This window comes from Mycobacterium sp. BK086 (assembly GCA_004362315.1).
Lineage (GTDB): Bacteria > Actinomycetota > Actinomycetes > Mycobacteriales > Mycobacteriaceae > Mycobacterium.
Genome location: SNWL01000003.1, coordinates 1046112 through 1068908 on the forward strand (window position 1 = coordinate 1046112; position 22797 = coordinate 1068908).

At 68.9% G+C, this 22797-nt stretch carries 22 protein-coding genes; 7 read left to right on the forward strand and 15 right to left on the reverse strand.

Annotated features, from left to right (window positions below; all coding sequences use genetic code 11):
• Nucleotides 1-66: 66 nt before the first annotated feature.
• Together EV580_RS05055 and EV580_RS05060 are read right to left on the reverse strand one after the other, a co-directional pair.
• Nucleotides 67-1596, reverse strand: a complete 1530-nt coding sequence (locus EV580_RS05055; protein WP_133690001.1) for a DUF8728 domain-containing protein — start codon at nt 1594-1596, stop codon at nt 67-69.
• Between the two features lie 10 nt (nt 1597-1606).
• Nucleotides 1607-2614 carry a methionine synthase gene (locus EV580_RS05060; RefSeq protein WP_133690002.1) on the reverse strand — a complete coding sequence of 336 codons (1008 nt, stop codon included), beginning with the start codon at nt 2612-2614 and terminating at the stop codon, nt 1607-1609.
• 60 nt (nt 2615-2674) lie between these two features.
• Here EV580_RS05060 and EV580_RS05065 point away from each other — a divergent pair, with 60 nt between their 5' ends.
• Nucleotides 2675-3310 (forward strand): sensor domain-containing protein, encoded by a 636-nt coding sequence (locus tag EV580_RS05065; RefSeq protein WP_133690003.1) that lies wholly within the window; start codon nt 2675-2677, stop codon nt 3308-3310.
• A gap of 9 nt (nt 3311-3319) precedes the next feature.
• Here the strand turns inward: EV580_RS05065 and EV580_RS05070 are convergent, their stop codons facing one another.
• The 7 genes from EV580_RS05070 to EV580_RS05100 all read right to left on the reverse strand — a co-directional run bounded on the left by EV580_RS05070 (nt 3320) and on the right by EV580_RS05100 (nt 10465).
• On the reverse strand, nt 3320-4474 hold the full coding sequence (locus EV580_RS05070) for a lipase family protein (protein WP_133691049.1): 1155 nt from the start codon (nt 4472-4474) through the stop codon (nt 3320-3322).
• Nucleotides 4475-4500: 26 nt separating this feature from the next.
• On the reverse strand, nt 4501-5577 hold the full coding sequence (gene mnmA / locus EV580_RS05075; RefSeq protein WP_133690004.1) for a tRNA 2-thiouridine(34) synthase MnmA: 1077 nt from the start codon (nt 5575-5577) through the stop codon (nt 4501-4503).
• Complete coding sequence (locus EV580_RS05080) at nt 5574-6779, reverse strand: cysteine desulfurase family protein (RefSeq protein WP_133690005.1); 1206 nt, start codon at nt 6777-6779, stop codon at nt 5574-5576. The genes mnmA and EV580_RS05080 overlap by 4 nt, the downstream gene beginning before the upstream one ends.
• A gap of 74 nt (nt 6780-6853) precedes the next feature.
• Nucleotides 6854-7690, reverse strand: a complete 837-nt coding sequence (locus tag EV580_RS05085) for a lysophospholipid acyltransferase family protein (protein ID WP_133690006.1) — start codon at nt 7688-7690, stop codon at nt 6854-6856.
• On the reverse strand, nt 7687-8538 hold the full coding sequence (locus tag EV580_RS05090) for a GNAT family N-acetyltransferase (protein ID WP_133690007.1): 852 nt from the start codon (nt 8536-8538) through the stop codon (nt 7687-7689). The genes EV580_RS05085 and EV580_RS05090 overlap by 4 nt, the downstream gene beginning before the upstream one ends.
• A 131-nt stretch (nt 8539-8669) precedes the next feature.
• Nucleotides 8670-9626, reverse strand: a complete 957-nt coding sequence (locus EV580_RS05095) for an electron transfer flavoprotein subunit alpha/FixB family protein (RefSeq protein WP_133690008.1) — start codon at nt 9624-9626, stop codon at nt 8670-8672.
• Nucleotides 9627-9670: 44 nt separating this feature from the next.
• A complete protein-coding gene (locus EV580_RS05100) occupies nt 9671-10465 on the reverse strand; it encodes an electron transfer flavoprotein subunit beta/FixA family protein (RefSeq protein ID WP_133690009.1) in 795 nt (264 codons plus the stop codon).
• Nucleotides 10466-10600: 135 nt separating this feature from the next.
• On the opposite strand from EV580_RS05100, the gene EV580_RS05105 reads away from it, so the two are divergent.
• The 5 genes from EV580_RS05105 to EV580_RS05125 all read left to right on the forward strand — a co-directional run bounded on the left by EV580_RS05105 (nt 10601) and on the right by EV580_RS05125 (nt 16482).
• The gene (locus EV580_RS05105) at nt 10601-11446 is read left to right on the forward strand and encodes a class I SAM-dependent methyltransferase (RefSeq protein ID WP_370581723.1); all 846 of its coding nucleotides are present in this window, start codon (nt 10601-10603) and stop codon (nt 11444-11446) included.
• On the forward strand, nt 11443-12990 hold the full coding sequence (locus EV580_RS05110; protein ID WP_133690011.1) for a 1,4-alpha-glucan branching protein domain-containing protein: 1548 nt from the start codon (nt 11443-11445) through the stop codon (nt 12988-12990). Before EV580_RS05105 ends, EV580_RS05110 begins: the two co-directional genes overlap by 4 nt.
• An 88-nt stretch (nt 12991-13078) precedes the next feature.
• Nucleotides 13079-14314 carry a glycosyltransferase family 4 protein gene (locus EV580_RS05115; RefSeq protein WP_133690012.1) on the forward strand — a complete coding sequence of 412 codons (1236 nt, stop codon included), beginning with the start codon at nt 13079-13081 and terminating at the stop codon, nt 14312-14314.
• A gap of 40 nt (nt 14315-14354) precedes the next feature.
• Nucleotides 14355-15731 (forward strand): MFS transporter, encoded by a 1377-nt coding sequence (locus tag EV580_RS05120; RefSeq protein WP_133690013.1) that lies wholly within the window; start codon nt 14355-14357, stop codon nt 15729-15731.
• Complete coding sequence (locus tag EV580_RS05125) at nt 15724-16482, forward strand: ArsR/SmtB family transcription factor (RefSeq protein WP_133690014.1); 759 nt, start codon at nt 15724-15726, stop codon at nt 16480-16482. Before EV580_RS05120 ends, EV580_RS05125 begins: the two co-directional genes overlap by 8 nt.
• A gap of 1 nt (nt 16483) precedes the next feature.
• On the opposite strand, the gene EV580_RS05130 is transcribed toward EV580_RS05125, so the two are convergent.
• Together EV580_RS05130 and EV580_RS05135 are read right to left on the reverse strand one after the other, a co-directional pair.
• Nucleotides 16484-16918: an MPT63 family protein gene (locus tag EV580_RS05130; RefSeq protein ID WP_166654641.1), complete on the reverse strand. Its 435-nt coding sequence runs from the start codon at nt 16916-16918 to the stop codon at nt 16484-16486.
• A gap of 141 nt (nt 16919-17059) precedes the next feature.
• Entirely contained in the window at nt 17060-17806 is a 747-nt protein-coding gene (locus EV580_RS05135; protein ID WP_133690016.1) for an acyltransferase, read from the reverse strand.
• An 86-nt stretch (nt 17807-17892) separates the two neighbouring features.
• Between EV580_RS05135 and EV580_RS05140 the strand changes: the two genes are divergently transcribed.
• Nucleotides 17893-19176: an outer membrane protein assembly factor BamB family protein gene (locus EV580_RS05140; protein WP_133690017.1), complete on the forward strand. Its 1284-nt coding sequence runs from the start codon at nt 17893-17895 to the stop codon at nt 19174-19176.
• Between the two features lies 1 nt (nt 19177).
• On the opposite strand, the gene EV580_RS05145 is transcribed toward EV580_RS05140, so the two are convergent.
• From EV580_RS05145 to EV580_RS05160, 4 genes are read right to left on the reverse strand one after another with little or no spacing between them, the layout of a single operon-like run.
• On the reverse strand, nt 19178-19867 hold the full coding sequence (locus tag EV580_RS05145) for an esterase (RefSeq protein WP_133690018.1): 690 nt from the start codon (nt 19865-19867) through the stop codon (nt 19178-19180).
• 60 nt (nt 19868-19927) lie between these two features.
• Nucleotides 19928-21109 (reverse strand): THUMP-like domain-containing protein, encoded by a 1182-nt coding sequence (locus tag EV580_RS05150; protein WP_166654642.1) that lies wholly within the window; start codon nt 21107-21109, stop codon nt 19928-19930.
• Complete coding sequence (locus tag EV580_RS05155) at nt 21106-22074, reverse strand: class I SAM-dependent methyltransferase (RefSeq protein ID WP_133690020.1); 969 nt, start codon at nt 22072-22074, stop codon at nt 21106-21108. Before EV580_RS05155 ends, EV580_RS05150 begins: the two co-directional genes overlap by 4 nt.
• A 9-nt stretch (nt 22075-22083) precedes the next feature.
• Nucleotides 22084-22797 carry an enoyl-CoA hydratase gene (locus tag EV580_RS05160; RefSeq protein WP_133690021.1) on the reverse strand — a complete coding sequence of 238 codons (714 nt, stop codon included), beginning with the start codon at nt 22795-22797 and terminating at the stop codon, nt 22084-22086.

Below are 22797 nucleotides of genomic sequence, written 5' to 3' on the forward strand. Positions count from 1 at the left end.
GAACGCTAGGTGCGATGTCCGGCCGGGTTGTAAGTAGAGCGATACTCCATTTCCCCAGTGCTCCGACTATCCGGGCGCGTGGATCCGCTGGAAAATGATGCCGCGCTTTTCGTAGTAGACCGGCGTGTAGTCGCTCCTGAACCGGGGATCGTTCAACAACGCATCCAGGGCGACGAACCCGGTGTCATATTTTCCGTCCACGTCCGCCGGACGCTTGTTTCGCAGAATCACCGCGACGACGTAGTCGAAATTGCGTGACAGAAAATACTGATTGTCGATGCGCGCGAAGTGTTTCCCCGCAACGTCACGTGCGACGTGCTTGTCCATCAGCCCGTACAGGTCAGTGAATCGCAGGCGATCGTTGAGATACGGGATGACACCCGCCTCGCCGAGCAGGACGGTCTGGTTGGGCGAAGCGATGTCACCCAGCTTGCGGGCGATGTCGTAGTAATCCTCGTTGTAGGGCACGAATTCCAGGGCCCAGCCCGATGTCAGAGGCTTGTAGGTCTTGACGTAGTACCGCTGCACCACCCACGAGGAGCCGACGACAACGGCCAGGATCAGCACCGCCGCAAGCAATTTCTGATCGAGAAGACCGCGCAGATCGACCTGATCGACCACCAGGAACAGCAGTATCGGCAGCACCGGCAACGCCAGCCGGAAGGCGGGCATCCAGTCGCCCCCCGCGTAAGCCGCGAAGGCCAGTTGCGCAACGACCACCAGGTAGATGGGTAGATGCGCACGCACCAGAAGCGGCGGCCGCTTGAGTAGGGCCAGCAGGAGGTAGGGGCCAAGCGTCATGGCGCCGAACAGGGCGACGTAGCGCGAACCCTCCTTGAACGCGGAGAGACTCGGATTGTTCTTGGCGAACAGGCTATTGGGGAGCAATTCGCCGTAGTAGGAGAACCGGAAAGCGAGGAACGCCACGACGATCGCCACCACGACGGCCGCCGTCGCTGCGGTGAACGGTAACCGTTCGTCTTTCCTGCGGGCTCCGATCGCAACGATGCCGGCGTAGATGGCGACCGGATACATGATCGCTTCGGGTCGAGAAGTGCTCAGCACTCCGAGCACGACGGCGAAACCCACGGCATAGCCCAGTGTTCGGCGCGCGCGCCACAAGCAGTAGAGCAGAACGGTCAGCGTCAGCAGGAATGTGACGAGCGACGTTTCCATACCCGAAATGTTGTAGACGTTCAGGAACGGGCTGGCCGCGACAACGACGACCAACAGCGCGACGACGGCGGTGCAGTTGTCGTGCAGCTTCGCAAGTCGGTACAGCACAACCAAATTCGCCAGCCCGAGCACCATGCACAGCACTTTTGCCAGATAGAACAGCGCGAGATGACCGGTCAGGCCCGTGACCGCTGAAACGGCGGTGACCAGGAACAGCCAGGTCGGATTCGAGTATCCCTCGACTGCATCACCCGGGTTGAACACCGCGCCCTCGCCGGCCAGCAGGTTGCGGCTGTAGCGCAATGTGATGAACACGTCGTCGATCTCGACGTTGACCATGTCCAGGCAACCCAGTACGTACACGACACCGGTGCCGATCAGGAACAGCGGGAACCATCGCGTCGCGAGCTTCTGCGCCATGTCCATACCGCTAGATCGCTTCGGGATCCTCGGTGACGGCGTCGGCGGCCCGCTGACACAAGCCGACCGCCACCCGCGCCCACGCCGCGGTCGCACCGGCCAGTCCGCAGGCCGGGCTGACGCCTATGCGATCGCGAACCGAACTGCGGGAGAAGCCGATTCGGTCGGTGATCGCCACCGCGGCGGCGGCCACCTCCTCGGCCGACGGCCGCGCTGCCGGCGCGCTCGTGGGCAGCAGACCGAAGATCGCCGCGCGGCCCGAGTCCAGGAACTCCCCCAACCCATCCAGATCGGCATCACCGAGCGCGCCCGCATCCAGCGATACCGCATTGATCATGCTGCGCTGCAAGACATTCCAGGGAACGTCGGCACAGCTGTGGAGCAGCACCTCGGTGCCCGCCCCCGCCACGCACTCGTCGAGCAAGGTGATCGCCACCGCCTCGTCGACCGGATGCACCGGGTTCAGTGCCGTCACCCCGGTCAGCCGGCCGGCCAGCGCGGCCGACAGCACCGGTTCGTCGTACTGCACCACCACCGTCGTGTCCAGCCGGCGCGCCAGTTCGGCCCGGTGCCGCCCCACCCCTTCGGCGAGCGAGGACGCCAGGTCGCGGACCGCCCCGGCGTCGGTCAGCGCGCGATGCCCGTTGGGTAGTTCCAGCTGGGCGGCCAGCGTGATCGGACCCGGCGCCTGCACCTTGACCGGACGCCCCGAACCCGGCCCGCCGGCCCTCTCCCACGCCTCCTCGATGGCGTCGATGTCCTCGTCGAGCAGACTCTTCGCCCTGCGGGTGACCGCGCCCGGGCGGGCGGTGATCCGGTAGCCGCGCGGCACGGTGTCGATGGCGATATCGACCAGCAGCGCCCCTGCGCGGCCGATCATGTCGGCGCCCACGCCACGCGCCGGCAGCTCGACCAGGTGCGGCAGCCGGTGCAGCTCCCCGACCACGATCTCGGCCGCCTCGCGCGGAACCGAACCCGGCCACGAACCGACCCCGGTGGCCGCCGCGAAAACACTCACCGGGCAACCGTATTGGACGGCCCGTCAAAACCGCTCATCCGGGGGCCTAACGTGGGGGTCATGACGGTGCGCGCGGGGCTGGCCTGTTGCGCGATGGCGGTCCTGCTCAGCGGGTGTACCCAGTGGGTCGACGGGTCGGGCCTCCGCGCCCTCAGCGAGCCGCCGTACAGCCCGCCTGGCATCGTCGACGTCGATCAGGTGCTGCTGACGCAGGCTCAGATGCAGGCGATCACCGGCGGCGGTCAGGACCTGACGATCATCCCCACGATGGACGGCAAGTTCCCGATCGACATCGACCAGCTCGCCGAGTCGGTTCCCCTGGATTGCCGCTTCTTGTTCGCCGAGACCGATACCTTCGGCACCGACGTCGAGGACTTCCACAAGACCAGCTTTCAGCACCCCGCCCGGCGCGCCCTGATCTCGGAGGGAGCCGCCGCCTACCGCGACGGCGCCACCGCGCAGCAGGCCTTCAACACGCTCTCGACCACGGTGCACCGTTGCGAAGCCGGTCCGATGGGGTCATATCTGGTCGGCGAGGTCACCGCCGACACCGAATCGCTGCACACCCGCCCGGGCCGGTGCGGCCGCGACTACCGGGTGAAGGCGTCAGTACTGGTGGAGGTGACGTTCTGCACGTATCCCGAGTCGGTGCCCGAGATCGTCATGGCCAATATCCTCAACAAGATTCCGGGTTGAGGCGGACCTTCAGTCGGCGAACGCCTTTCGCAGAAACGGCGTGGAGTCAGGCAGGGACGCCAGCACGGTGCCGCTGTGGTCGTCTTCGGGATAGATCCGCAAGGTGACGTTCTGGTTGTTGGCGACGAGCTGGTCGTAGAACGACAGCGTCGATGCCGGTGGAACGTCGCGGTCGAGCAGGCCGACACCGAGGAAGATGGGCCGGTCGAAACCCGTTGACGGGGTGCCCATGTAGTCGTAGAGCGCATCGGCCATGCCGGGGATGGAGTCCAGCGGCGCGATGAAGAAGCCGGCCGGTGTCATGTGTGCGAGCGCATCGGAAAGAGCCAGGGTGCAGAGGGTTTCGGCACGGTTGGCGGCGTCCAGGCCGGCGGGGCTGAGCACGCTGTCGATGTCGAGGTCGGGGCGGGCCTCGCGCAGGGCGGCCAGGATGTAGGCGGTGTAGGCGTTGGCGATCGGGCCGAGTTCCGGCACCGCGAATTCCGGTCCGGCCTGGTGGATGAGCTTGTCGATGTTGGCCGGCGTGCCGGTGGCAACGACGCCCCGGTAGTCCAGACCGCTCCCGTGGCTGAACTCGGTGGCCCACCGTGCGCTGCTGATCGCCGCACCGCCACCCTGCGACTGGCCGACGATCGCCCATTTCGGTGACAGCGGCAGACCCATCCGGTGCGCGGCGACCACCGAGTCGATGACGCCGTGGGCGGTGGTGACGCTGTTGAGGTAGCTCATCAGCCCGGGCGTGCCCAGGCCGACGTAGTCGCTGGCGACCACCGCGTACCCCTCGGCCAGCCAGTGCGACAGATAGTCGTTGTCCCGTGGGGTTCGGGGCAGCGCCGAGGGGGTGCAGTCATCGCCGAGCCCGACGGTCCCGTGCGCCCAGGCGATGACCGGGAATCCGCCGGGCGGTGCCGGACCCGGCGGCAGGAACACCGCACCGGTGCTGACGGCCGGCTGGTCGTGTTGGTTGACGGTGGAATAGAGCACCCGGAAGGCGGGACCGGCGCCGGTGAGCGACAACGCCGGGTCGAGCGGGACCGACTCGATGGTGTTGCCCGGCGGCGGGATCGGGCCGTCGTAGAACCGGGCATCCAGGCCCGACCAGCGCGGCGCATCCGCGTGGCTGATGGCAACCGGGAGTACCGACAACGCCGCGATCAGCAGCATGGCGAGCCAGTGTCGGTGGCTGCGCTTCACTGCCGATGGGTGATCGTCGCGCTGGCGATGACCTCGTCACCGGCCGGGTCGGGCCGGTAGAGCACCAGCGTCTGCCCGGGCGCGACACCGCGCAGCGGGGTCCGCAGCGCCACCTGCAGCTCATCGCCGACCACTTCGGCGACCGCGGGAACCACCCCGCCGTGGGCGCGCACCTGGACCTCGCACTCCACCGGCCCCGCAAGCGCGACGCCGGAGGTGAACACCGGGCTCGCACCGGTCAGCGACCGGATCTCGAGGTCTTCTTTCGCGCCCACCCGCACCGTCTGGGTGTCGGCGTCGATGGCGGTGACGTAGCGCGGCAGTCCGTCGGGCCCGGGTCCGGCGATGCCGAGACCCTTGCGCTGCCCGATGGTGAAGCCGTGCACGCCGTCATGCTCGGCGAGTACGGCACCGCTGGCGTCGTCGATGACCGCGCCGCGCCGCACCCCGATTCGGGCGCCGAGAAAGGCCTGGGTGTCCCCCGACGGGATGAAGCAGATGTCGTGGCTGTCGGGCTTCTCGGCCACCGACAGCCCGCGGCTGGCGGCCTCCTCGCGGATCGCCGGCTTGGGGGTGTCACCGACCGGGAACGCGGCGTGACGCAGCTGCTGTGCGGTCAGCACGCCCAGCACATAGGACTGGTCCTTGTCCACGTCGACCGCACGGCGCAGCCGGCCTTGCGACAGCCGGGCGTAGTGGCCGGTGGCCACCACGTCGAAGCCCAGCGCCAGCGCCTTGGCGGCCAGCGCGGAGAACTTGATCTTCTCGTTGCACCGCACGCACGGGTTGGGGGTTTCGCCGCGCTCGTAGGACGAGACGAAGTCGTCGATGACGTCCTCGGCGAATTTGTCGCTGAAATCCCAGACGTAGAACGGGATTCCGAGCACATCGGCGACGCGGCGGGCATCGCCGGCGTCCTCCTTGGAGCAGCAGCCGCGCGAGCCGGTGCGCAGCGTTCCGGGCGCCTTGGACAGGGCGAGGTGCACACCGACGACGTCGTGGCCGGCGTCGACCATCCGGGCGGCGGCCACCGACGAATCGACGCCGCCGCTCATCGCGGCCAGCACTCTCATCGCAGCGCTCCCAATGCCGAACTGGCCAGTGCCGCCTGGCGGGCGCGTTCGACGGCGGCGGGCAGCACCCGCAGCGCCGCGTCGACGTCGGCATCGGTGCTGGTGTGCCCCAACGACAGTCGCAACGAACCGCGGGAGGCTTCGGCATCAGCACCCATGGCCAGCAGGACGTGCGACGGCTGCGCCACACCGGCCGTGCAGGCGGACCCGGTGGAGCATTCGATTCCGTTGGCGTCCAACAACATCAGCAGGGAGTCGCCCTCACAGCCGCGGAAGGTGAAGTGGGTGTTGCCCGGCAGCCGCCGGTCGCCCAGCGCGCCGTTGAGATGCGTGTCGGGGATGGAGTCCAAGACCCCGTCGATCAGCCGGTCACGCAGAGTGCGCAGATGGGCGCCGGTGGCGTCCAGGGTCTCGACGGCGATATCGGCCGCCGCGGCCATCGCGACCACGCCGGCGACATCCGGTGTGCCCGAACGCACGTCGCGCTCCTGGCCACCGCCGTGCAGCAGCGGGACGCACGCGGTGGCGCGGCGCAGCAGCAGGGCGCCGACGCCGGTGGGCCCGCCGAATTTGTGCGCGGCCACACTGATGGCCGACAACGACGAGCCTGCGAAGTCGACCGGGATGTGGCCGACCGCCTGCACAGCATCGCTGTGGATCGGCACGTCGAACTCGCTGGCCACGGCAGCCAGTTCGGCGATCGGCATGATCGTGCCGACTTCGTTGTTGGCCCACATCACCGAAACCAGCGCCACGTCATCGTGCTCCTGCAGGATGTCGCGCAGCGCTGCGGCGGTGACCGAGCCGTCGGACTCGGTCGGCAGGAACGTCACCTCGGCGCCTTCGTGCTCGGCCAGCCAGGTGACCGCGTCGAGCACGGCGTGGTGCTCGACGGCGGTGGTCACGATGCGGCGGCGAGCCGGTGCCACGTCGCGGCGGGCCCAGTAGATGCCCTTGACCGCGAGGTTGTCGCTCTCGGTGCCGCCGGCGGTGAAGATCACTTCGGACGGACGCGCGCCCAGCCGCGCCGCGATGCTCTCCCGGGCCTCCTCCATCCGGCGACGGGCGTCGCGGCCCGCGGTGTGCAGCGAGGAGGCGTTACCGACGGTGGCCAGCGCGCCCGTCATCGCCTCGATGGCAGCAGGATGCATCGGGGTGGTGGCAGCGTGGTCGAGATACACCGGACCGGTGGTCGGGCTCATAGCCCGTCCAGGATACCGGCCGCCGCAGGTCGCCCTGACCACGCCGAACGTCGCGCTGCCGTTCGGCGGCCGAATCAGCCCGCCAGTGCGTGGGTGTGCTCGAAGCGGGGGGCGTTCTGACCGCGCACGGCCACCTCGCAGCGGGCCGCCAGTTCGCGCCGGTCAGCACCGGGCAGCTCCAAGGAGGTGACCTCCACGTCGACGACGGTCAGCCGGGCCCGCACCGTGCGGCTCAGCGACTGCCAGAGCGTGTCGTCACCGACGAACGCCGTCACCGTCGAGGGCCGCCCGTCGCGGTGGTGGTAGGTCAGCCGCAGCGGCTGAACCGGGCGGCCGGAGTCGACTGCGGCCTGGAACATCGCCGGGCGGAACTGTCCGTAGGCCAGCCCGCACCAGGTGGTGCCCTCCGGGAAGGCGACCACGGTCTGCCCGTTGCGCAGCCGGTCAGCCACCTGCGCGACCACCTGCGGCAGCCTGCGCAGGCTGGCGCGGTCGATGGGGATGACCTTCATGATGCGGGCGGCCAGCCCGACCGCGGGCCAGTCGATCAGGTCGGCCCGCGCGACAAAGGCACCCGGCAGCACCGAACCGATGACGAAGATGTCGATCCAGGAGACGTGGCCGCTGACCACCAGCACACCGCGAAGATTGCGAATCGGCCCACCCGACACCGTGATTCGCACGCCGAGGCAGCGCAGGAATGTGCGGCAGTACAGCCGTTGCACCCGCGAACGACCAGGCATCGGGACCGCCAGCAGCGGGACCATCAGCAACAGCAGTAGCGCCGCGGTGATGCGCAGCGTGGCGCGCAACCCGGCGATGAACCGCCGCGACGGCGGCGCACCGCCGGCGCGCACGCAGCTGTCGTCGCACAGGGCCCGGGGCAGCCAGGCGTGCTCGGGGGCGGTCATGCCGACTCCTCGATCCCGCCGGCCATCTCGCTGGCCGCCGAGACCGATCGCAGCCTGGTCAGGTACCGAACGTCGGCCTGCCGCTTGTCCAGCAGGGCCGGGAAGTCGCCGACGCCGAACTCCGGGTCGTGAGCCGGTTCACCGCAGACCCGGGCGCCCAGCCGCAGGTAGCCGCGCATCAGCGGCGGAATGGTGGGCCTGGCCGGTGGCGCGATGTCGTCGAGCCCGACCCCGTCGAGGACCACCGGGCGGTACGGGTGGACCGTGAGCTCGGCCGGGGCAGCATGCCGGCGCAGGACGAAGTCGCGCACCCCGCGAACCTGAGAACCTGGAGGTGCCCCCGCCGGGTCTTCTGAGTGGGTGGGCACCGAGACGCAGCCGGTCACGTAGTCGTATCCGCAGCGGTCCAGGTAAGCCAGGATTCCGCCCCACATGAGCAGCACCACCGCGCCGTTACGGTGGTCGCCGCGCACCACCGCGCGGCCCATCTCCACCAGCGACGGCCGCAGCACATCCAGCGCGCTCACGTCGAATTCCGTTGCGGTGTAGAGGCTTCCAGCGGCAATCGCACCGGGCGGCGGCAACATGCGGTAGCACCCGACAAGTTCGCCCGAGATGTCCTCGCGCACCAGGAGGTGGTCGCAGAACTCGTCGAACCGGTCAGCGTCACGGCCGTCGCCGTCGGCTGGCAGTGCGTAACCGGGCTCGGTGGTGAACACCTGATAGCGCAGCCGCTGGGCCGCCTCGATCAGGGTGGGGTCGGTGGACAGCAGCAGCGAGTAGCGGGGGCCGCGGAGGGCGGCGGTCTCGGTCTGGTCAGGGGCTATGAGTACAGAGGCAGTGCTCATAGCTGCACGGTTGCCGAGGCGGTCGGCGAGATGTCAACGCCCGCGTGACGTGTTCGTGCACGCTCGATGACCAATAGAAGCGAAAAGCCCCCGAGCACCGGAAACCGGTGCCGGGGGCTTTTCTGAGGTACTTAACCCTTGCGGGCCTTGACCGCGTCGGTCAGCTGCGGCGTGACGTTGAACAGATCGCCGACGATGCCGTAATCGGCGATCTCGAAGATCGGCGCTTCCTCGTCCTTGTTCACCGCGATGATCGTCTTCGAGGTCTGCATACCGGCGCGGTGCTGGATCGCACCGGAGATGCCCAGCGCGATGTACAGCTGCGGCGAGACCGTCTTACCGGTCTGGCCCACCTGGAACTGGCCCGGGTAGTAGCCGGAGTCGACAGCTGCACGGGAGGCACCGACGGCGCCACCGAGCGAGTCCGCCAGGTCCTCGACGACCGAGAACTTCTCGGCGCTGCCGACACCACGGCCACCGGAGACCACGACGCTGGCCTCGGTGAGCTCCGGACGGTCGCCCGCGACGGCAGGCTCACGCTTGGTGATCTTGGTGGCGTTCTCGGCCTGTGCGGGCACCTCGACGCTGACCTGCTCGCCGGCACCGGCGGCAGGCGCCGCGTCGACAGCACCCGGACGCAGGGTGATCACCGGGGTGTCACCGTTGGCCTTGGCTTCGACGGTGAAGGCGCCACCGAAGATCGAGTGGATGCCCACCCCGCCTTCCTTGACCTCGACGACGTCGGACAGCACGCCCGCACCGGTGCGTGCGGCCAACCGGCCGGCGATCTCCTTGCCGTCGGCGTTGGCGGCCAGCAGCACGGCGGCCGGAGTTGCCGACTCCACCAGCGACGCCAGGACGTCGACGAACGGGGTGATCAGGTAGCCCTCGGCGTCGGCCGACTCGGCGACGTAGATCTTCGCCGCACCGGCCTCCTTGAGAGCGTCGACCAGCGGCGCGGCGGTGCCGGGGGCACCGATCACGACGGCGGACGGCTCGCCCAGGGTGCGGGCGGCGGTGATGAGCTCGGCGGTGACTTTCTTCACCGCACCTTCGGCGTGCTCGACGAGCACAAGTACTTCAGCCATAGCTGTTCAGCCTCTTAGTCTTTCGAATGGTCCGGGTCGGGGTTCTAGATGATCTTCTGCGAAACGAGGTACTCGGCGATCTTCGTGCCGCCGTCGCCCTCGTCGGTGATCTTCTCGCCTGCGGTCTTCGGCGGCTTCGGCGTGGACGCCGTCACCGTCGTACCGGCGTTGGCCAGGCCGACCTCGTCGCCCTCGACACCGATCTCGGCCAGCGTCAGGGTGGCCACTTCCTTCTTCTTCGCGGCCATGATGCCCTTGAAGGACGGGAAGCGCGGCTCGTTGATCTTCTCGGTGACGCTGATGACCGCGGGCAGAGACGCCTCGACGGTGAACACGCCGTCGTCGGTCTCCCGCTCGCCGGTGATCTTGCCGCCCTCGACGGTCACCTTGCGCAGGTGCGTCAGCTGGGGCAGGCCGAGGTACTCGGCGATGATCGCCGGGACCGCACCGCCGGTGCCGTCGGTGGCCTCGTTACCGGCGATGACCAGCTCGGTGCCCTCGATGGCGCCCAGCGCGCGGGCCAGGGCCCAGCCGGTCTGCACCATGTCGGAACCGTGAAGGCCGGCGTCGAGCAGGTGAACGGCCTTGTCCGCACCCATCGACAGCGCCTTGCGGATCGCCTCGGTGGCCCGCTCCGGGCCGGCGGTCAGCACGGTAACCGTGCCGCCTGCATCGCCCTCTCGCTCCTTGATCAGCAGGGCTTCTTCGACGGCGCGCTCGTTGATCTCGTCCAGCACGGCATCGGCGGCGTCGCGATCGAGCGTGAAGTCACCGTCGGACAGCTTTCGCTCGGACCACGTGTCTGGGACCTGTTTGATCAGGACCACGATGTTCGTCATGAGTCTTCTACGTCCTCCTGGCAGGCGTCCTGCGGCCAGCGAAGGTCGCAAGACTTTTGGTCATTCCGCAACTCACATCATGTTACCGATGGGTAACTTAGAGTGGTTCGCACGAACACCATAGCTGGTCGAAGTTTGTGTATTAGCAGCCCATCGGTACCGAGCAGTTCGCGAACCGCCAACTTCGGGTTAGCCTGCCTTGCAATGAGCGCATTCGTGACTGACGCAGGTGACAGCGGTTTACCGCTGACCGGCGAGCGGACCATCCCCGGACTGGCGGAAGAGAACTACTGGTTCCGTCGCCATGAGGTGGTCTATCGCCGCCTGTTGGACCTCTGCGCAGGTCGCGACGTGCTCGAGGCCGGGTGCGGCGAAGGCTACGGGGCCGATCTGATCGCGTCGGTGGCCGGCCGCGTGGTGGCCGTGGACTATGACGAGGCGACGGTGGCGCACGTGCAGGCTCGCTACCCGAGGGTGGAGATGCTGGCAGGCAATCTGGCCGCGCTGCCGCTGCCCGATGCTTCGGTTGACGTTGTGGTGAACTTCCAGGTCATCGAGCATCTGTGGGATCAGCCACAGTTTGTCGCCGAATGCGCCCGCGTGCTGCGACCTGGCGGTTTGTTGCTGATGTCGACGCCCAACCGGATCACCTTCTCCCCCGGCCGCGACACTCCGATCAACCCGTTCCACACCCGCGAGCTCAACGCCGACGAAATGACGGAGCTGCTGACCGGCAACGGCTTCCGGATGCGCTCGATGAGCGGGGTTTTTCATGGCGCGGGTCTGGTGGCGATGGACGAGCGGCACGGCGGCTCGATCATCGACGCGCAGATCGCGCGGGCGCTGGCCGATGCGCCGTGGTCCGCGGACCTGCTGGCCGATGTGGCCGCCGTGGCGTGCGACGACTTCGATCTGCTGGACGCGGCCGAGCGCGATATCGACGACAGCCTCGATCTGGTGGCGATCGCGGTGCGCATATGAGGGGCGAAGTACCCGGCCAGTTCACCCTGGTCCTGCACACCCACCTGCCGTGGCTGGCCCATCACGGTCGCTGGCCGGTCGGCGAGGAATGGCTCTACCAGTCTTGGTCGGCGGCCTACCTGCCGTTGATGCGGGTACTGCGCACGCTTGCCGCCGAGGGCCGCCGCGGTGTGCTCACCCTCGGTATGACGCCGGTGGTCACCGCCCAGCTCGACGACCCCTACTGCCTGGACGGCATGCACCGCTGGCTGGCCAACTGGCAGCTGCGTGCGCTGGAGGCCGCCACGCTGCGCACCCCGACGGGCGCCGAGCCCGGCACCGCCACCACGCCGGAAGCGCTGCGCGAGTTCGGCATTCGCGAGTACGACGAAGCCAGTAGGGCGATGGACGAGTTCGGCACGCTCTGGCGACACGGCGCAAGCCCGCTGCTGCGCCAGCTGCTCGACGCGGGCACCGTGGAACTGCTGGGCGGTCCACTGGCCCACCCGTTCCAGCCGCTGCTCAATCCGCGGCTGCGCGAATTCGCGCTGCGCGAAGGGCTGGCCGACGCCGGTCAGCGGTTCGCCCACACACCCAAGGGCATCTGGGCGCCCGAATGTGCTTATGCCCCAGGCATGGAACTCGATTACGCCGCCGCGGGTGTCGGCCACTTCATGGTCGACGGCCCCTCCCTGCACGGTGACACCGCGCTGGGCCGGCCGGTCGGGTCGACGAACGTGGTCGCGTTCGGGCGTGACCTGCAGGTCAGTTACCGGGTGTGGTCGCCGAAGTCGGGCTACCCAGGCCACGCCGCCTACCGCGACTTCCACACCTACGACCACCTGACCGGGCTCAAGCCCGCGCGGGTCACCGGACGCAACGTCGACTCAGATGCCAAGGCGCCGTACGACTCCGAGCGTGCCGACAAGGCGATCGACACCCACGTCGCCGACTTCGTCGGGCTTGTGCGTCAGCGGCTGATCTCCGAATCGGAACGCATCGGCCGTCCTGCCCACGTGGTGGCCGCCTTCGACACCGAGCTGTTCGGGCATTGGTGGTACGAGGGACCGATCTGGCTGGAGCGGTTGCTGCGTGCGCTGCCGGAGGCCGGTATTCGGGTCGGCACGCTGAGCGATGCATTGTCCGCCGGGTTCGTCGGCGCGCCGGTCGAATTGCCGCCCAGCTCTTGGGGATCCGGCAAGGACTGGCAGGTGTGGTCGGGTGAACAGGTGGCCGACCTGGTCCAGCTCAACACCGAGGTGGTCGACACGGCGCTCACGACAGTCGACAAGGCCCTGGCGCACAGCGCACCCAGCCGCGATTTCGTCGCCGACCAGATCCTGCGCGAGACACTGCTGACCGTGTCCAGCGACTGGCCGTTCATGGTCAGCAAGGATTCCGCGGCCGATTACGCCCGCTACCGTGCACACCTGCACGCCCATGCCACCCGGGAGATCTCCGACGCACTGGCGTCGGGACGCCGCGATGCCGCCGAGCGGCTGGCCGCGGGATGGAACCGCGCCGACGGCCTGTTCGGTGCACTGGACGCCAGGCGGCTCAAATGAGAACTCCTCTCCGCGAGCGTGCGTGTCGGCGCGCCGACACGCCGCTACAGCGAGCAGTTGACGCGCCCTCGCGGAAGAAAGTCATGCCGTGAAAATCCTTATGGTGTCGTGGGAATACCCGCCGGTGATCATCGGCGGGCTGGGCAGGCACGTCTATCAGCTGGCGACCGCGCTGGCCGCTGACGGCCACGACGTCGTCGTGCTGTCGCGGCGGCCATCGGGCACCGACCCGAGCACGCATCCGACCACCGACGAGGTCCACGAGGGCGTGCGGGTGATCGCCGCCGCGCAGGATCCGCACGAATTCGACTTCGGCCGTGACCTGATGGCCTGGACGCTGGCCATGGGCCACGCGATGACCCGCGCGGGGCTGACTTTGCACGCCAAGGGCTGGCAGCCCGACGTCGTGCACGCCCATGACTGGCTGGTCGCTCACCCGGCGATCGCATTGGCTGAATTCTTCGACGTGCCCATGGTTTCCACCGTTCACGCCACCGAAGCGGGGCGACATTCCGGCTGGGTGTCCGGCCAGATCAGCCGTCAGGTGCACGCGGTCGAGTCGTGGTTCGTCCGGGAGTCCGATTCGCTGATCGCCTGCTCGGCGTCGATGGCGGACGAGATCACCGACCTGTTCGGTCCCGACCTCGGCGAGATCGTCGTTATCCGCAACGGAATCGACTCCAGCCGTTGGCCGTTCGCACCCCGTCGCGCACATTCCGGGCCGCCGGAGCTGCTGTACATCGGCCGACTGGAATACGAGAAGGGTGTGCACGAGGCGATCGCCGCGCTCCCCCGCATCCGGCGCACCCATCCCGGGACCACACTGACGATTGCCGGCGACGGCACCCAGCAGGACTGGCTCATCGAGGTGGCCCGAAAGCACAAGGTGCTCAAGGCGGTTCGCTTCGTCGGCCGGGTCGACCACGACCAGCTGCTGCGGCTGCTGCACCAGACCGACGCCGCCGTGCTGCCCAGCCACTACGAACCGTTCGGCATCGCCGCGCTGGAAGCCGCGGCCGCCGGTGCGCCGCTGGTCACCTCCAACGTCGGCGGTCTCGGTGAGGCCGTGATCGACGGCGAGACCGGGGTGTCCTTCCCGCCGCGCGACGTCGGTGCGCTGGCCGACGCGGTACGTCGCGTCCTCGACGATCCCGTTGCCGCACAACAGCGGGCGAACGCCGCGCGGGCGCGACTGACATCCGATTTCGACTGGCACACCGTGGCCGCCGAGACCGCGCAGGTCTATCTGGCCGCCAAGCGCCACGAACGCGATCCGCTGCCGCGCCGGCCGATCATCGAGCACGCCCTGCCCGGGCGCTCATAGTTCGACGGGCATCGAATCATTCCGCACCTAGCGTGCGGGTATGGCTCCACAACGCTCGTCGACCCTGACCCTGGTCGCCGCCTACCTCGGGCTGGTACTCGGCCTGATCGACAGCAATGCCGTCAATCTGGCGCTGCCTGCGATCAGTACGCATCTCGGTGGGGGCCTGACGGCCGCGCAGTGGACGGTCGACGCCTACAACATGACGTTCGCCGCGCTGCTGCTCGGCGCCGGGACTCTCGGCGACGCGTTCGGCCGGCGCCGGTTGCTGCGGATCGGCGTGGTCGTCTTCGTGGCCGCCTCGATGTGTTGCGCGCTGGCACCGTCGTTGCCGGTGCTGCTGGCCGGTCGGGCCGTCCAGGGAGCAGCGGCGGCGCTCATGCTGCCGCAGGGCCTCGCGATCGCGGCGGCTGCCTTCCCTGACGCGCCCGGGCGAGCCCGGGCCACCGCGGCGTGGGCGATCGCGGCCGCGTCCAGCACGGCGCTCGGCCCGATCCTCGGCGGAGTCCTCACCCAGTCGGTGAGCTGGCGCGCCATCTTCTGGCTCAACGTGCCCGTCGGCGTCGTCGCACTGGCCATCAGCTACCGGTACCTGCCGGAGTCGTCGGATCCGCGGCGCCCTCGCTTGGACATCGGCAGCCAGTTGCTGGCCGCCACCGGCCTGGCCGCCCTGACCCTGGCGCTGGTGCAGGGTCGTCACCTCGGCGCGGCGCCGACTGCGGCCCTGGTCGTGGTCACCGTCGCTTGCATCACCACTTTCGTTGTGCGGCAACGACGTATCGCCCAGCCGATGGTCCCGCCCGAGCTGGTCCGTCACCGATCGCTGAGGGCCGGGCTGGTGGCCACGTTCGCGATGACGTTCGGCACCTACGGCCTGGTGCTCATCAACAGCCTGGCCTTCCAACAGCTGCGGGGAGCCACCCCGCTGACCACCGCACTCCAGTTCCTGCCGCTGCCGATGACCTATCTCGCCCTGATCCCGGTGGTGAACGTCGTCGCCCGGCGCACCGGGGCCCGCGTCGCGATCGCGGCCGGCCTGACGACGCTGGCCGCCGCCCTGACGATCTACGGCGCGGCGGGCCCGACCGCCCCGCTCGGGTGGATCGAGGCCGCGCTCGTACTGGCCGGCGCGGGTCTGGCCGTCACCACCGGTCCGGCCGTGAGCGTGGCGCTGTCGTCGGTGCCATCGCAGAACACCGGTCTGGGGTCGGGACTGGTCAACCTGTCACGGCTGACCGGCATCACGGTCGGCACCGCGGCGCTGGGGTCGCTCTACGGCTCCGGTGGTGGTGCGCGCGCGGCGATGGCCGTCGGTACGGCGGTGCTGCTGATCGGCGGGGTTCTGTCGGTGCGGTGGGGTATGCCGGAGGAGGCCGCAAGCGATCCGGCGGTCGAGAAGGAGGCCAGTCATGCGTGACGCCGCCGAACTGCCCAGCCACGGCGACGCCGATATTGCCGCGGTCGCCTCGCTGCTGGCCGATCCGGCGCGCTGCAAGGTACTGCTGGCCCTCGACGACGGACGGGCGCTGCCCGCCAGCGTGCTGGCCGACGAGGCCGGTGTCAGCAGACCGACCGCCAGCAGCCACCTGGCCAAGCTGACCGAAGCAGGCCTGCTGCGGGTGGAGGCCCACGGCCGGCATCGCTACTACCGGCTGGCCGGCCCGCAGGTCGGCGAGCTGATCGAAAGCCTGGTCCGGCTCTCGCCGCCGCGCCCGGTCCGTTCACTGCGCGAGGGCACCCGAGCGGCGCGGCTGCGGTCGGCGCGCACCTGCTACGACCATCTCGCCGGGCGGCTCGGCGTCGCGGTGATGGCCGCCCTGCTGGACAAGGGCGTGCTGATCGGCGGGGACGGCCGCTACGACCCGGACCGCGACGCCCGCGATTCCCCGAGCAACCCGGGCCACGACATCCGCTACGAGCTCACCGGCGCGGGCCGGGAATTTCTGACCGCGCTCGGTGTGGTCCTGCCGACCGGGGGCCGCCCGCTGATCCGCTACTGCGTGGACTGGACCGAGCAGCGCCACCACCTGGCCGGCGGGCTCGGCCGCGGCCTGCTGGACCGGTTCGTCTCCGCGGACTGGCTGGCCCGCAGTTCGCGCGGTCGTGCGGTGACCGTGACCGCCGCGGGCCGGTCAGCGCTGGCCGAGCATTTCGCTGTCGACTGGTAGGTCAGGGCGTCCAGATCAACAGGTCTTGCATGCCGTTGTTCATGGTGACCGTGGTCGGCGGCGGACCGGTGACGTCGAAGTGGATCTTGCCCGTCGCCGTCGCACCCGCCGGGATGGTGGCGCCGCTGATGTTCATCGGGGCGGCGACCATCCACAGCACCCGGTAGGCCGCCTGGTTGGGGGCGACCGCGTTGAACTGCGAAATGGCAGGCGTGACAGGACCATTCAGGGCATTGACGGTGGCCGTCGCCTCCCAGAGCTTGCCGGCAACCGGGTAGCCGGGCATGACGTCGTTACAGGGTTTCAGGTCGCTGACCGTCCAGGTCATGGCTACCTGGCCGACACTGTCGGTCATCGTCAGCGGGCTACCCAACCTGCCGACGATGGGATAGTCGGCCGCCGCCGAAAACGGCGCGGCCGCCAGCACGATGAGCATGCTCACCGCGGTGGCCAGTACTGCCTTGATGATTCTGGAGATCGTCACAGGGCCCTCCCCAACGAGACGTGAATGGATGTCTCTGGCATAACTCCGGACAAACGCCGGACCATAGTGCCCAAAGGCCCGCCCTGTGGTGACCTAAGCCTCTAGACGAGACGCCTTTTTCCGCTCGATGTCCGCCAGGTTCGCTGCCAACTCGGCGCGCTGAGCGGCCGAGGTGTCCCAGGCCAGCTTGCGGTTCTTGACGACCTTCGCCGGCGAGCCGACCGCAATAGAGAAGTCCGGGATGTCGCCCTTGACCACGGCGTGCGCGCCGAGCACGCAACCGCGCCCGATCGTGGTGCCCCGCAAGACCGTCACCTTCGCCGCGATCCAGGTGTCGGGGCCGATGCGCACCGGGCTCTTCACGATGCCCTGGTCCTTGATCGGCATCTCGATGTTGTCCATCTTGTGGTCGAAGTCGCAGACGTAGCACCAGTCGGCCATCAGGGCCGAATCACCGAGTTCGATGTCCAGGTAGCAGTTGATGACGTTGTCGCGGCCCAGCACCACCTTGTCGCCGAATCGCAGCGAGCCTTCGTGGGCGCGGATGGTGTTCTTGTCACCGATGTGCACCCACCGGCCGATCTCGAGCTGCGCGAGCTCAGGGGTCGCGTGGATCTCGACGTTCTTGCCCAGGAAAACCATGCCGCGGGTGATGACGTGCGGGTTGGACAGCTTGAACTTGAGCAGCCGCCAGTAGCGCACCAGGTACCAGGGCGTGTACGCCCGGTTGGCGATGACCCACCGCAGGGATTCCTTGGTGAGGAACCTGGCCTGACGCGGATCACGCAGGCGAGAGCCCTTCCACCTCTTGTGGACCGGCGAGCCCCACATCGACGTCATGGGCTGAGAGCCTAACGGCAACAGCGGGACGCGTTACCCTCGCCTGTACTGTCCGGTTCGGGTTGGCGTGATGGAAGGTGGCACGGGTGCTGCGGCGATTGCTGGCTACGGCGTCGGCCGCGCTGGTCGTGACCGGCTTGGCCGGCTGCGGCAATACCGACTCCTGGGTCGACTCCACCGCGGCGCACGGCTGGTCCGCCCAATACGGCGACGCCGCCAACAGCAGCTACACCACCACCGGCGGAGCCTCCACGCTGCGCCTGAAGTGGAGCCGATCGGTCAAGGGTGAGCTGGGCGCCGGAGCCGCCCTCGGCGACGGCAGCTACCTGGCCGTCAACGGACAGACCGCAGGCGGTTGTTCGCTGATGGTGTGGGAGAACGACAACAACGGCCGGCAGCGCTGGTGCATCCGCCAGGTGCTCGGCGGCGGATTCGCCAGCCCGTTGTTCGACCAGTTCGACAATCTGTTCATCGGCCAGCCGGGCACCATGCAGGCCTACCCGCCCACCCAGTGGATCCGCTGGCGCCAGAACGTCATCGGAATGCCCACCACGGCAAGGTTTCTCGGGGGCGGCCAGCTGCTGGTCGTCACCCATCTGGGACAGGTGCTGGTGTTCGACTCGCATCGCGGTGACGTGACGGGGACGCCGCTCGATCTCGTCGAGGGTCTCGACCCGACCGATTCCACCCGCGGGCTGACCGACTGCGCCCACGGGATGCCCCAGTGCCCGGTGTCGGCTCCCCCCGCCTACGCCGAGAAAACCCACATGATCGTGGTGAACCTGTGGCTGCCGGGCGCCAAGGCGTCGACGCTCGTCGGCCTGCAGTACCACCCCGGCCAGACCCCGCTGCTCACCCGGGAGTGGAGCAGCGACGCCATCGCCGACGGCGTGCTGGCCGCGCCGGTGGCCTCGGCCGACGGCACAGTCGTGTACGTCACCGGCCGCGACCACAAGCTGTGGGCTCTGAACACCTCCGACGGCAAGGTGAAATGGTCTGTGCCGCTGGACTTCCTACCGCAGACACCGCCGTCGGTGTCACCGGACGGGCTGATCGTCGTCGGCGGCGGCCCGAACACCCACCTCGTCGCGCTCAAGGACGGCGGCAATCACGCCGACATCGCGTGGCGCCGCGATGACGTGACGCCGCTGAGTTCGTCGAGTCAGGCCACGACGGTGGGCTACACCGTGGTCGCCAATCCGCCGTCCGGCTTGTCGTTGCTGGCATTCGATACCGCCAACGGCCGCACGCTCAACAGCTATCCGCTGCCCGAGGCCGACGGGTTCCCGGTCGGGGTGTCGGTGGGTCTGGATCGCCGAGTCGTGGTGGCCACCAGCGCCGGTCAGCTGTACAGCTTCGATCCCGCGTAAGTCATAGCGCGAGCGGGGGCAGCGCGGCCCGTGGCACCGAAGCCGATGTGGCGCCCGCATCCGAGGGCAGCAACTCCCCCTGGCCGAAGAAGAAGATCACCGCATCGTCGGTGACGGCGAAGTTCTGGTAGTGCGACGGGTCGAGTCCGTCACTGGTCGCGATGACGCCGGTCAACCCGGTCTGGCGCTCGAGATCGCGTTGCACGATGGGAAATATCGCGTTGACGGCCTTCACGTCGGGCGCGAAGAGCGTGTCGAATGTGACCGGCTTGCGGTGCGCCACATCGTAGGTGAACGCCTTGTACCACGTCGTCGGATGGGCGCCGCCGACATCTTGGAACAGTTTGAGCACCACACTCTGGGTGCCGCCGGTCGGCGGCCCTGAGGTGAATGACTGTGTGGTGACATCCATTTCGTAGGGGGCGTTGCGCGCGGCCGGGGTCTGCGCGACGTTGGTGAACCCGTCACGATTCTGCGTCAGATAGTCGAGGACGGCCTGCTCGTCGGCGTAGTTCGTGGGGAACCGCAGATCCATCGTGTAGCTGGACGCGGCGCTGTGCACATGGCAGATGTTGTCGGCCTCGACCGCTCCGCCGAGCGCCGCGCAGTCGGTGGCCGCGCCGGCGACCGCCATCGTGTGCTCGCCCAGCACAACACCCGCTGCCAGAGCTGTCAGGATGAGAATGCGCATTCGTCGATCGTCCTCGCGCTGTGAGACGGCACTGTAGCCGTCGACGCCAGCGTACCCGCGCTAGCCCACTGCGGCCGATGGTCTGCACAGGAACGCACACGTGCGTTCGCCTGCGCCCGAGCCGATCCGGGTGATCACCAGCGACATCGAGGCACGTCCCGTGGGCCGCAGCCGTCTGCGCAGCGCGTCGGGGTCCACGTCCACTCCGCGCACCAGAATCTCCAGTTGCCCGCAGTCGTGCTGCGACAGTGCGTGCCGCAATACCTTGTCCCGCAGCGGCAGTTCGTCGAGCACTTCGAAACCGCGCACGCCGGCAGGCACGTGATCGCCACTGAGATAGGCGATGTCGGGATCGAGTTGCCACAGTCCGTGCCGGGCGGCGTAATGCCGGACCAGCCCGGCGCGGACGATCGCGCCGTCGGGGTCCACGATCCAGCGTCCGGCGGGGCCGACCGCGCTGTCGTCGGGATCGGCGTCGGTGACGACCTCGTCGCGGTCCAGCACGCAGGCCCGGCGGCGCACGCCCGGCGTGGCCAGCTCAGGCGACCACAGGCAGGCCTCCCGCACCGAACCACCGGCCGAGGTCACCTCGATCTCACCGTCGAATCCCAGTTGGCGCACGGCGTCGAAATCGATTCCCGGAGCACATTTCACGACGGTGGCCCGCCCGCGGTAAGCATCGAGCAGACCGTCCAGCGGCGGGACGTACGCGCTGGGGTCGAAGCGCCGACGCCCGCCCGATCGGCGCGCCGGATCGAGCAGGACGACCGCGTCCCGGGTGACGGGATGCAGCGCGTCAGCGCGGCACAGGGTCACATCGGGCACGTTGTGGCGGGCCATCGTCAGCCGAACGTCGTCGATATCGCTGCCGATGATCTCGGCCGCCACCGGGCGCAGCGCGGCCAGCTCGGTGCCGATCGAGCACGTTGCGTCGTGCACCACCGCACCGGACAGCCGGGCGGCCCGGTGCCGGGCCACCGGCGCCGCGGTGGCCTGCTGCAGCGCGTCGTCGGTGAACAACCACCCCGACACGTCACCCAGCGCGCCGAGCTTGGCGACGGCTTTGCGGCGCAGCAGCGTGGTCTCGATCAGGGCGACCGAGCGCTCGGCGAACCGGTCGCGGATGGCCGCGACATCGGCCAGCCGGCTGGCGTCGGTCAGCGGGTAGCGGGCCACCTCGGCCAGCGCCGCCACACCGGCGTCACTGGTCAGGTAGGTGACGTCGTCGCGCCCGAAGGTCAGGACGGTTTGACCCCGGTGATCATGACGTTGTAGTACCAGCCCTTGGGCACAACCTGGCGCCAGATGTTGTCGTCGACCCAGCTCAGCCCGATCCAGCTGTTGAACGCGAACTTGGCGTAGCCCCAGCCCAGCTTTCCGGGCGGGATGGCGGCCTCGAAGGTGCGCAGCGGCCAGCCCAGCATCGCGGCGGTGAACTCGGTGGTCGACGTCGACACGTCGACCGCACCGGCGCTGCGGGCCATCCGCTCGAGGTCGTCGGGATCGAAGGTGTGCAGGTCGACGACTGCCTCCAGCGCGGCCGCGCGCGACGACTCGTCGAGTTCGGCCTGCGGGCGACGCCAGCCGTCGAGGCCGGGCAGCTTGGTGACGTTGGTGGCCACCCGCCAGGTCAGCGTCGACAACTCACGTGCGTACCGGTTGCCCACCGTGGTCGGCTCGCCGGCGAACACGAACCGGCCGCCAGGCTTGAGCACCCGCACGACCTCGCGCAGCGACTTCTCGACGTCCGGAATGTGGTGCAGGACGGCATGACCGACCACCAGATCGAACGTGTTGTCCTCGTAGGGGACGCCCTCGGCGTCGGCGACCCGGCCGTCGATGTCCAGGCCCAGGTTCTCGCCGTTGCGGGTGGCGACCTTGACCATGCCCGGCGACAGGTCGGTCACCGATCCGCGCCGGGCCACCCCGGCCTGGATCAGGTTGAGCAGGAAGAAGCCACTGCCGCAGCCGAGCTCCAGCGCACGGTCGTAGGGCAGCTCACGCAATTCCTCGGGCGGCACGGTGGCGTCGAAGAGATTGCGGGCGTAATCCACGCAGCGCTTGTCGTACGAGATCGACCATTTGTCGTCGTAGCTCTCGGCCTCCCAGTCGTGGTACAGGATCTGGGCGAGTTTGCTGTCCTTCAGCGCCGCTTCCACCTGCTCGGCAGTGGCGTGCGGCTGCGGGGCGGGGTCGATCGTCGTCATCAGGGCAGCCTAACTGGCATCGCCCGCAGCGAAGACCTCACCGTAGCGTTGGGCCTGCTCACCGGCATCGAGCCGGCCGTCGATCAGTGCCTTGGCACCGGCCAGCGCGCTCGGCGCCGCGTCGGTGAACCGGCCGGCCCACACCGCCGCGGCATCGAAGACGTGGTCGGGGGCCACCATCTCGTCGATCAGCCCGAGCGGCAGTGCCTCCTTGGCGTCGACGAACCGACCGCTGAACGCCAGTTCTTTGGCGCGCGCCGACCCGACGGTGTCGGCCAGCCGTTGCGCCCCGCCGCCGCCGGGCACCAGACCGGCGAGGATTTCGGTGGCGCCGAGCTTGACGTTGTCGCCGCTGACCCGCCAGTCGGCCGCGAGCGCCAGGCTCAGACCGGTGCCCAGCGCGTAACCGGTGATGGCCGCGACCGTCGGCTTGGGGATCGCCGCGACCGCGTCGATGGCCTCACGGCGCAACAGATCGGCGGCCTCGGCCTCGGCGCGGTTCAGGGTGCGCAACTCAGGGACGTCGTCACCGACGGAGAAGATCTCGTGGCCGCCGAACAGGATGACGGTGGCGATGTCGGCGCGCTCGGCCAGCTCGGCCGTCGCTGAGATCAGCTCGCGGTAGGTCTGCCGGGTCAGGGCGTTGGTCGGCGGCCGGGACACCAAGAGCACACCGACGCCGGGGTGCTGCTCGCCGACGTGGATGCTGACGAACTCGCGCAC

Excerpts from the sequence above, each read along its gene's own strand:
- EV580_RS05080 (WP_133690005.1), bottom strand. The coding sequence starts at position 6,779 with ATGAGCCCGACCACCGGTCCGGTGTATCTCGACCACGCTGCCACCACC.
- EV580_RS05130 (WP_166654641.1), bottom strand. The coding sequence starts at position 16,918 with ATGCTCATCGTGCTGGCGGCCGCGCCGTTTTCGGCGGCGGCCGACTAT.
- EV580_RS05055 (WP_133690001.1), bottom strand. The coding sequence starts at position 1,596 with ATGGCGCAGAAGCTCGCGACGCGATGGTTCCCGCTGTTCCTGATCGGC.
- EV580_RS05065 (WP_133690003.1), top strand. The coding sequence starts at position 2,675 with ATGACGGTGCGCGCGGGGCTGGCCTGTTGCGCGATGGCGGTCCTGCTC.
- EV580_RS05135 (WP_133690016.1), bottom strand. The coding sequence starts at position 17,806 with ATGACGTCGATGTGGGGCTCGCCGGTCCACAAGAGGTGGAAGGGCTCT.
- EV580_RS05090 (WP_133690007.1), bottom strand. The coding sequence starts at position 8,538 with ATGAGCACTGCCTCTGTACTCATAGCCCCTGACCAGACCGAGACCGCC.
- EV580_RS05070 (WP_133691049.1), bottom strand. The coding sequence starts at position 4,474 with ATGCTGCTGATCGCGGCGTTGTCGGTACTCCCGGTTGCCATCAGCCAC.
- EV580_RS05145 (WP_133690018.1), bottom strand. The coding sequence starts at position 19,867 with ATGCGCATTCTCATCCTGACAGCTCTGGCAGCGGGTGTTGTGCTGGGC.
- EV580_RS05085 (WP_133690006.1), bottom strand. The coding sequence starts at position 7,690 with ATGACCGCCCCCGAGCACGCCTGGCTGCCCCGGGCCCTGTGCGACGAC.
- EV580_RS05125 (WP_133690014.1), top strand. The coding sequence starts at position 15,724 with ATGCGTGACGCCGCCGAACTGCCCAGCCACGGCGACGCCGATATTGCC.
- EV580_RS05120 (WP_133690013.1), top strand. The coding sequence starts at position 14,355 with ATGGCTCCACAACGCTCGTCGACCCTGACCCTGGTCGCCGCCTACCTC.
- mnmA (WP_133690004.1), bottom strand. The coding sequence starts at position 5,577 with ATGAGAGTGCTGGCCGCGATGAGCGGCGGCGTCGATTCGTCGGTGGCC.
- EV580_RS05100 (WP_133690009.1), bottom strand. The coding sequence starts at position 10,465 with ATGACGAACATCGTGGTCCTGATCAAACAGGTCCCAGACACGTGGTCC.
- EV580_RS05110 (WP_133690011.1), top strand. The coding sequence starts at position 11,443 with ATGAGGGGCGAAGTACCCGGCCAGTTCACCCTGGTCCTGCACACCCAC.
- EV580_RS05155 (WP_133690020.1), bottom strand. The coding sequence starts at position 22,074 with ATGACGACGATCGACCCCGCCCCGCAGCCGCACGCCACTGCCGAGCAG.
- EV580_RS05095 (WP_133690008.1), bottom strand. The coding sequence starts at position 9,626 with ATGGCTGAAGTACTTGTGCTCGTCGAGCACGCCGAAGGTGCGGTGAAG.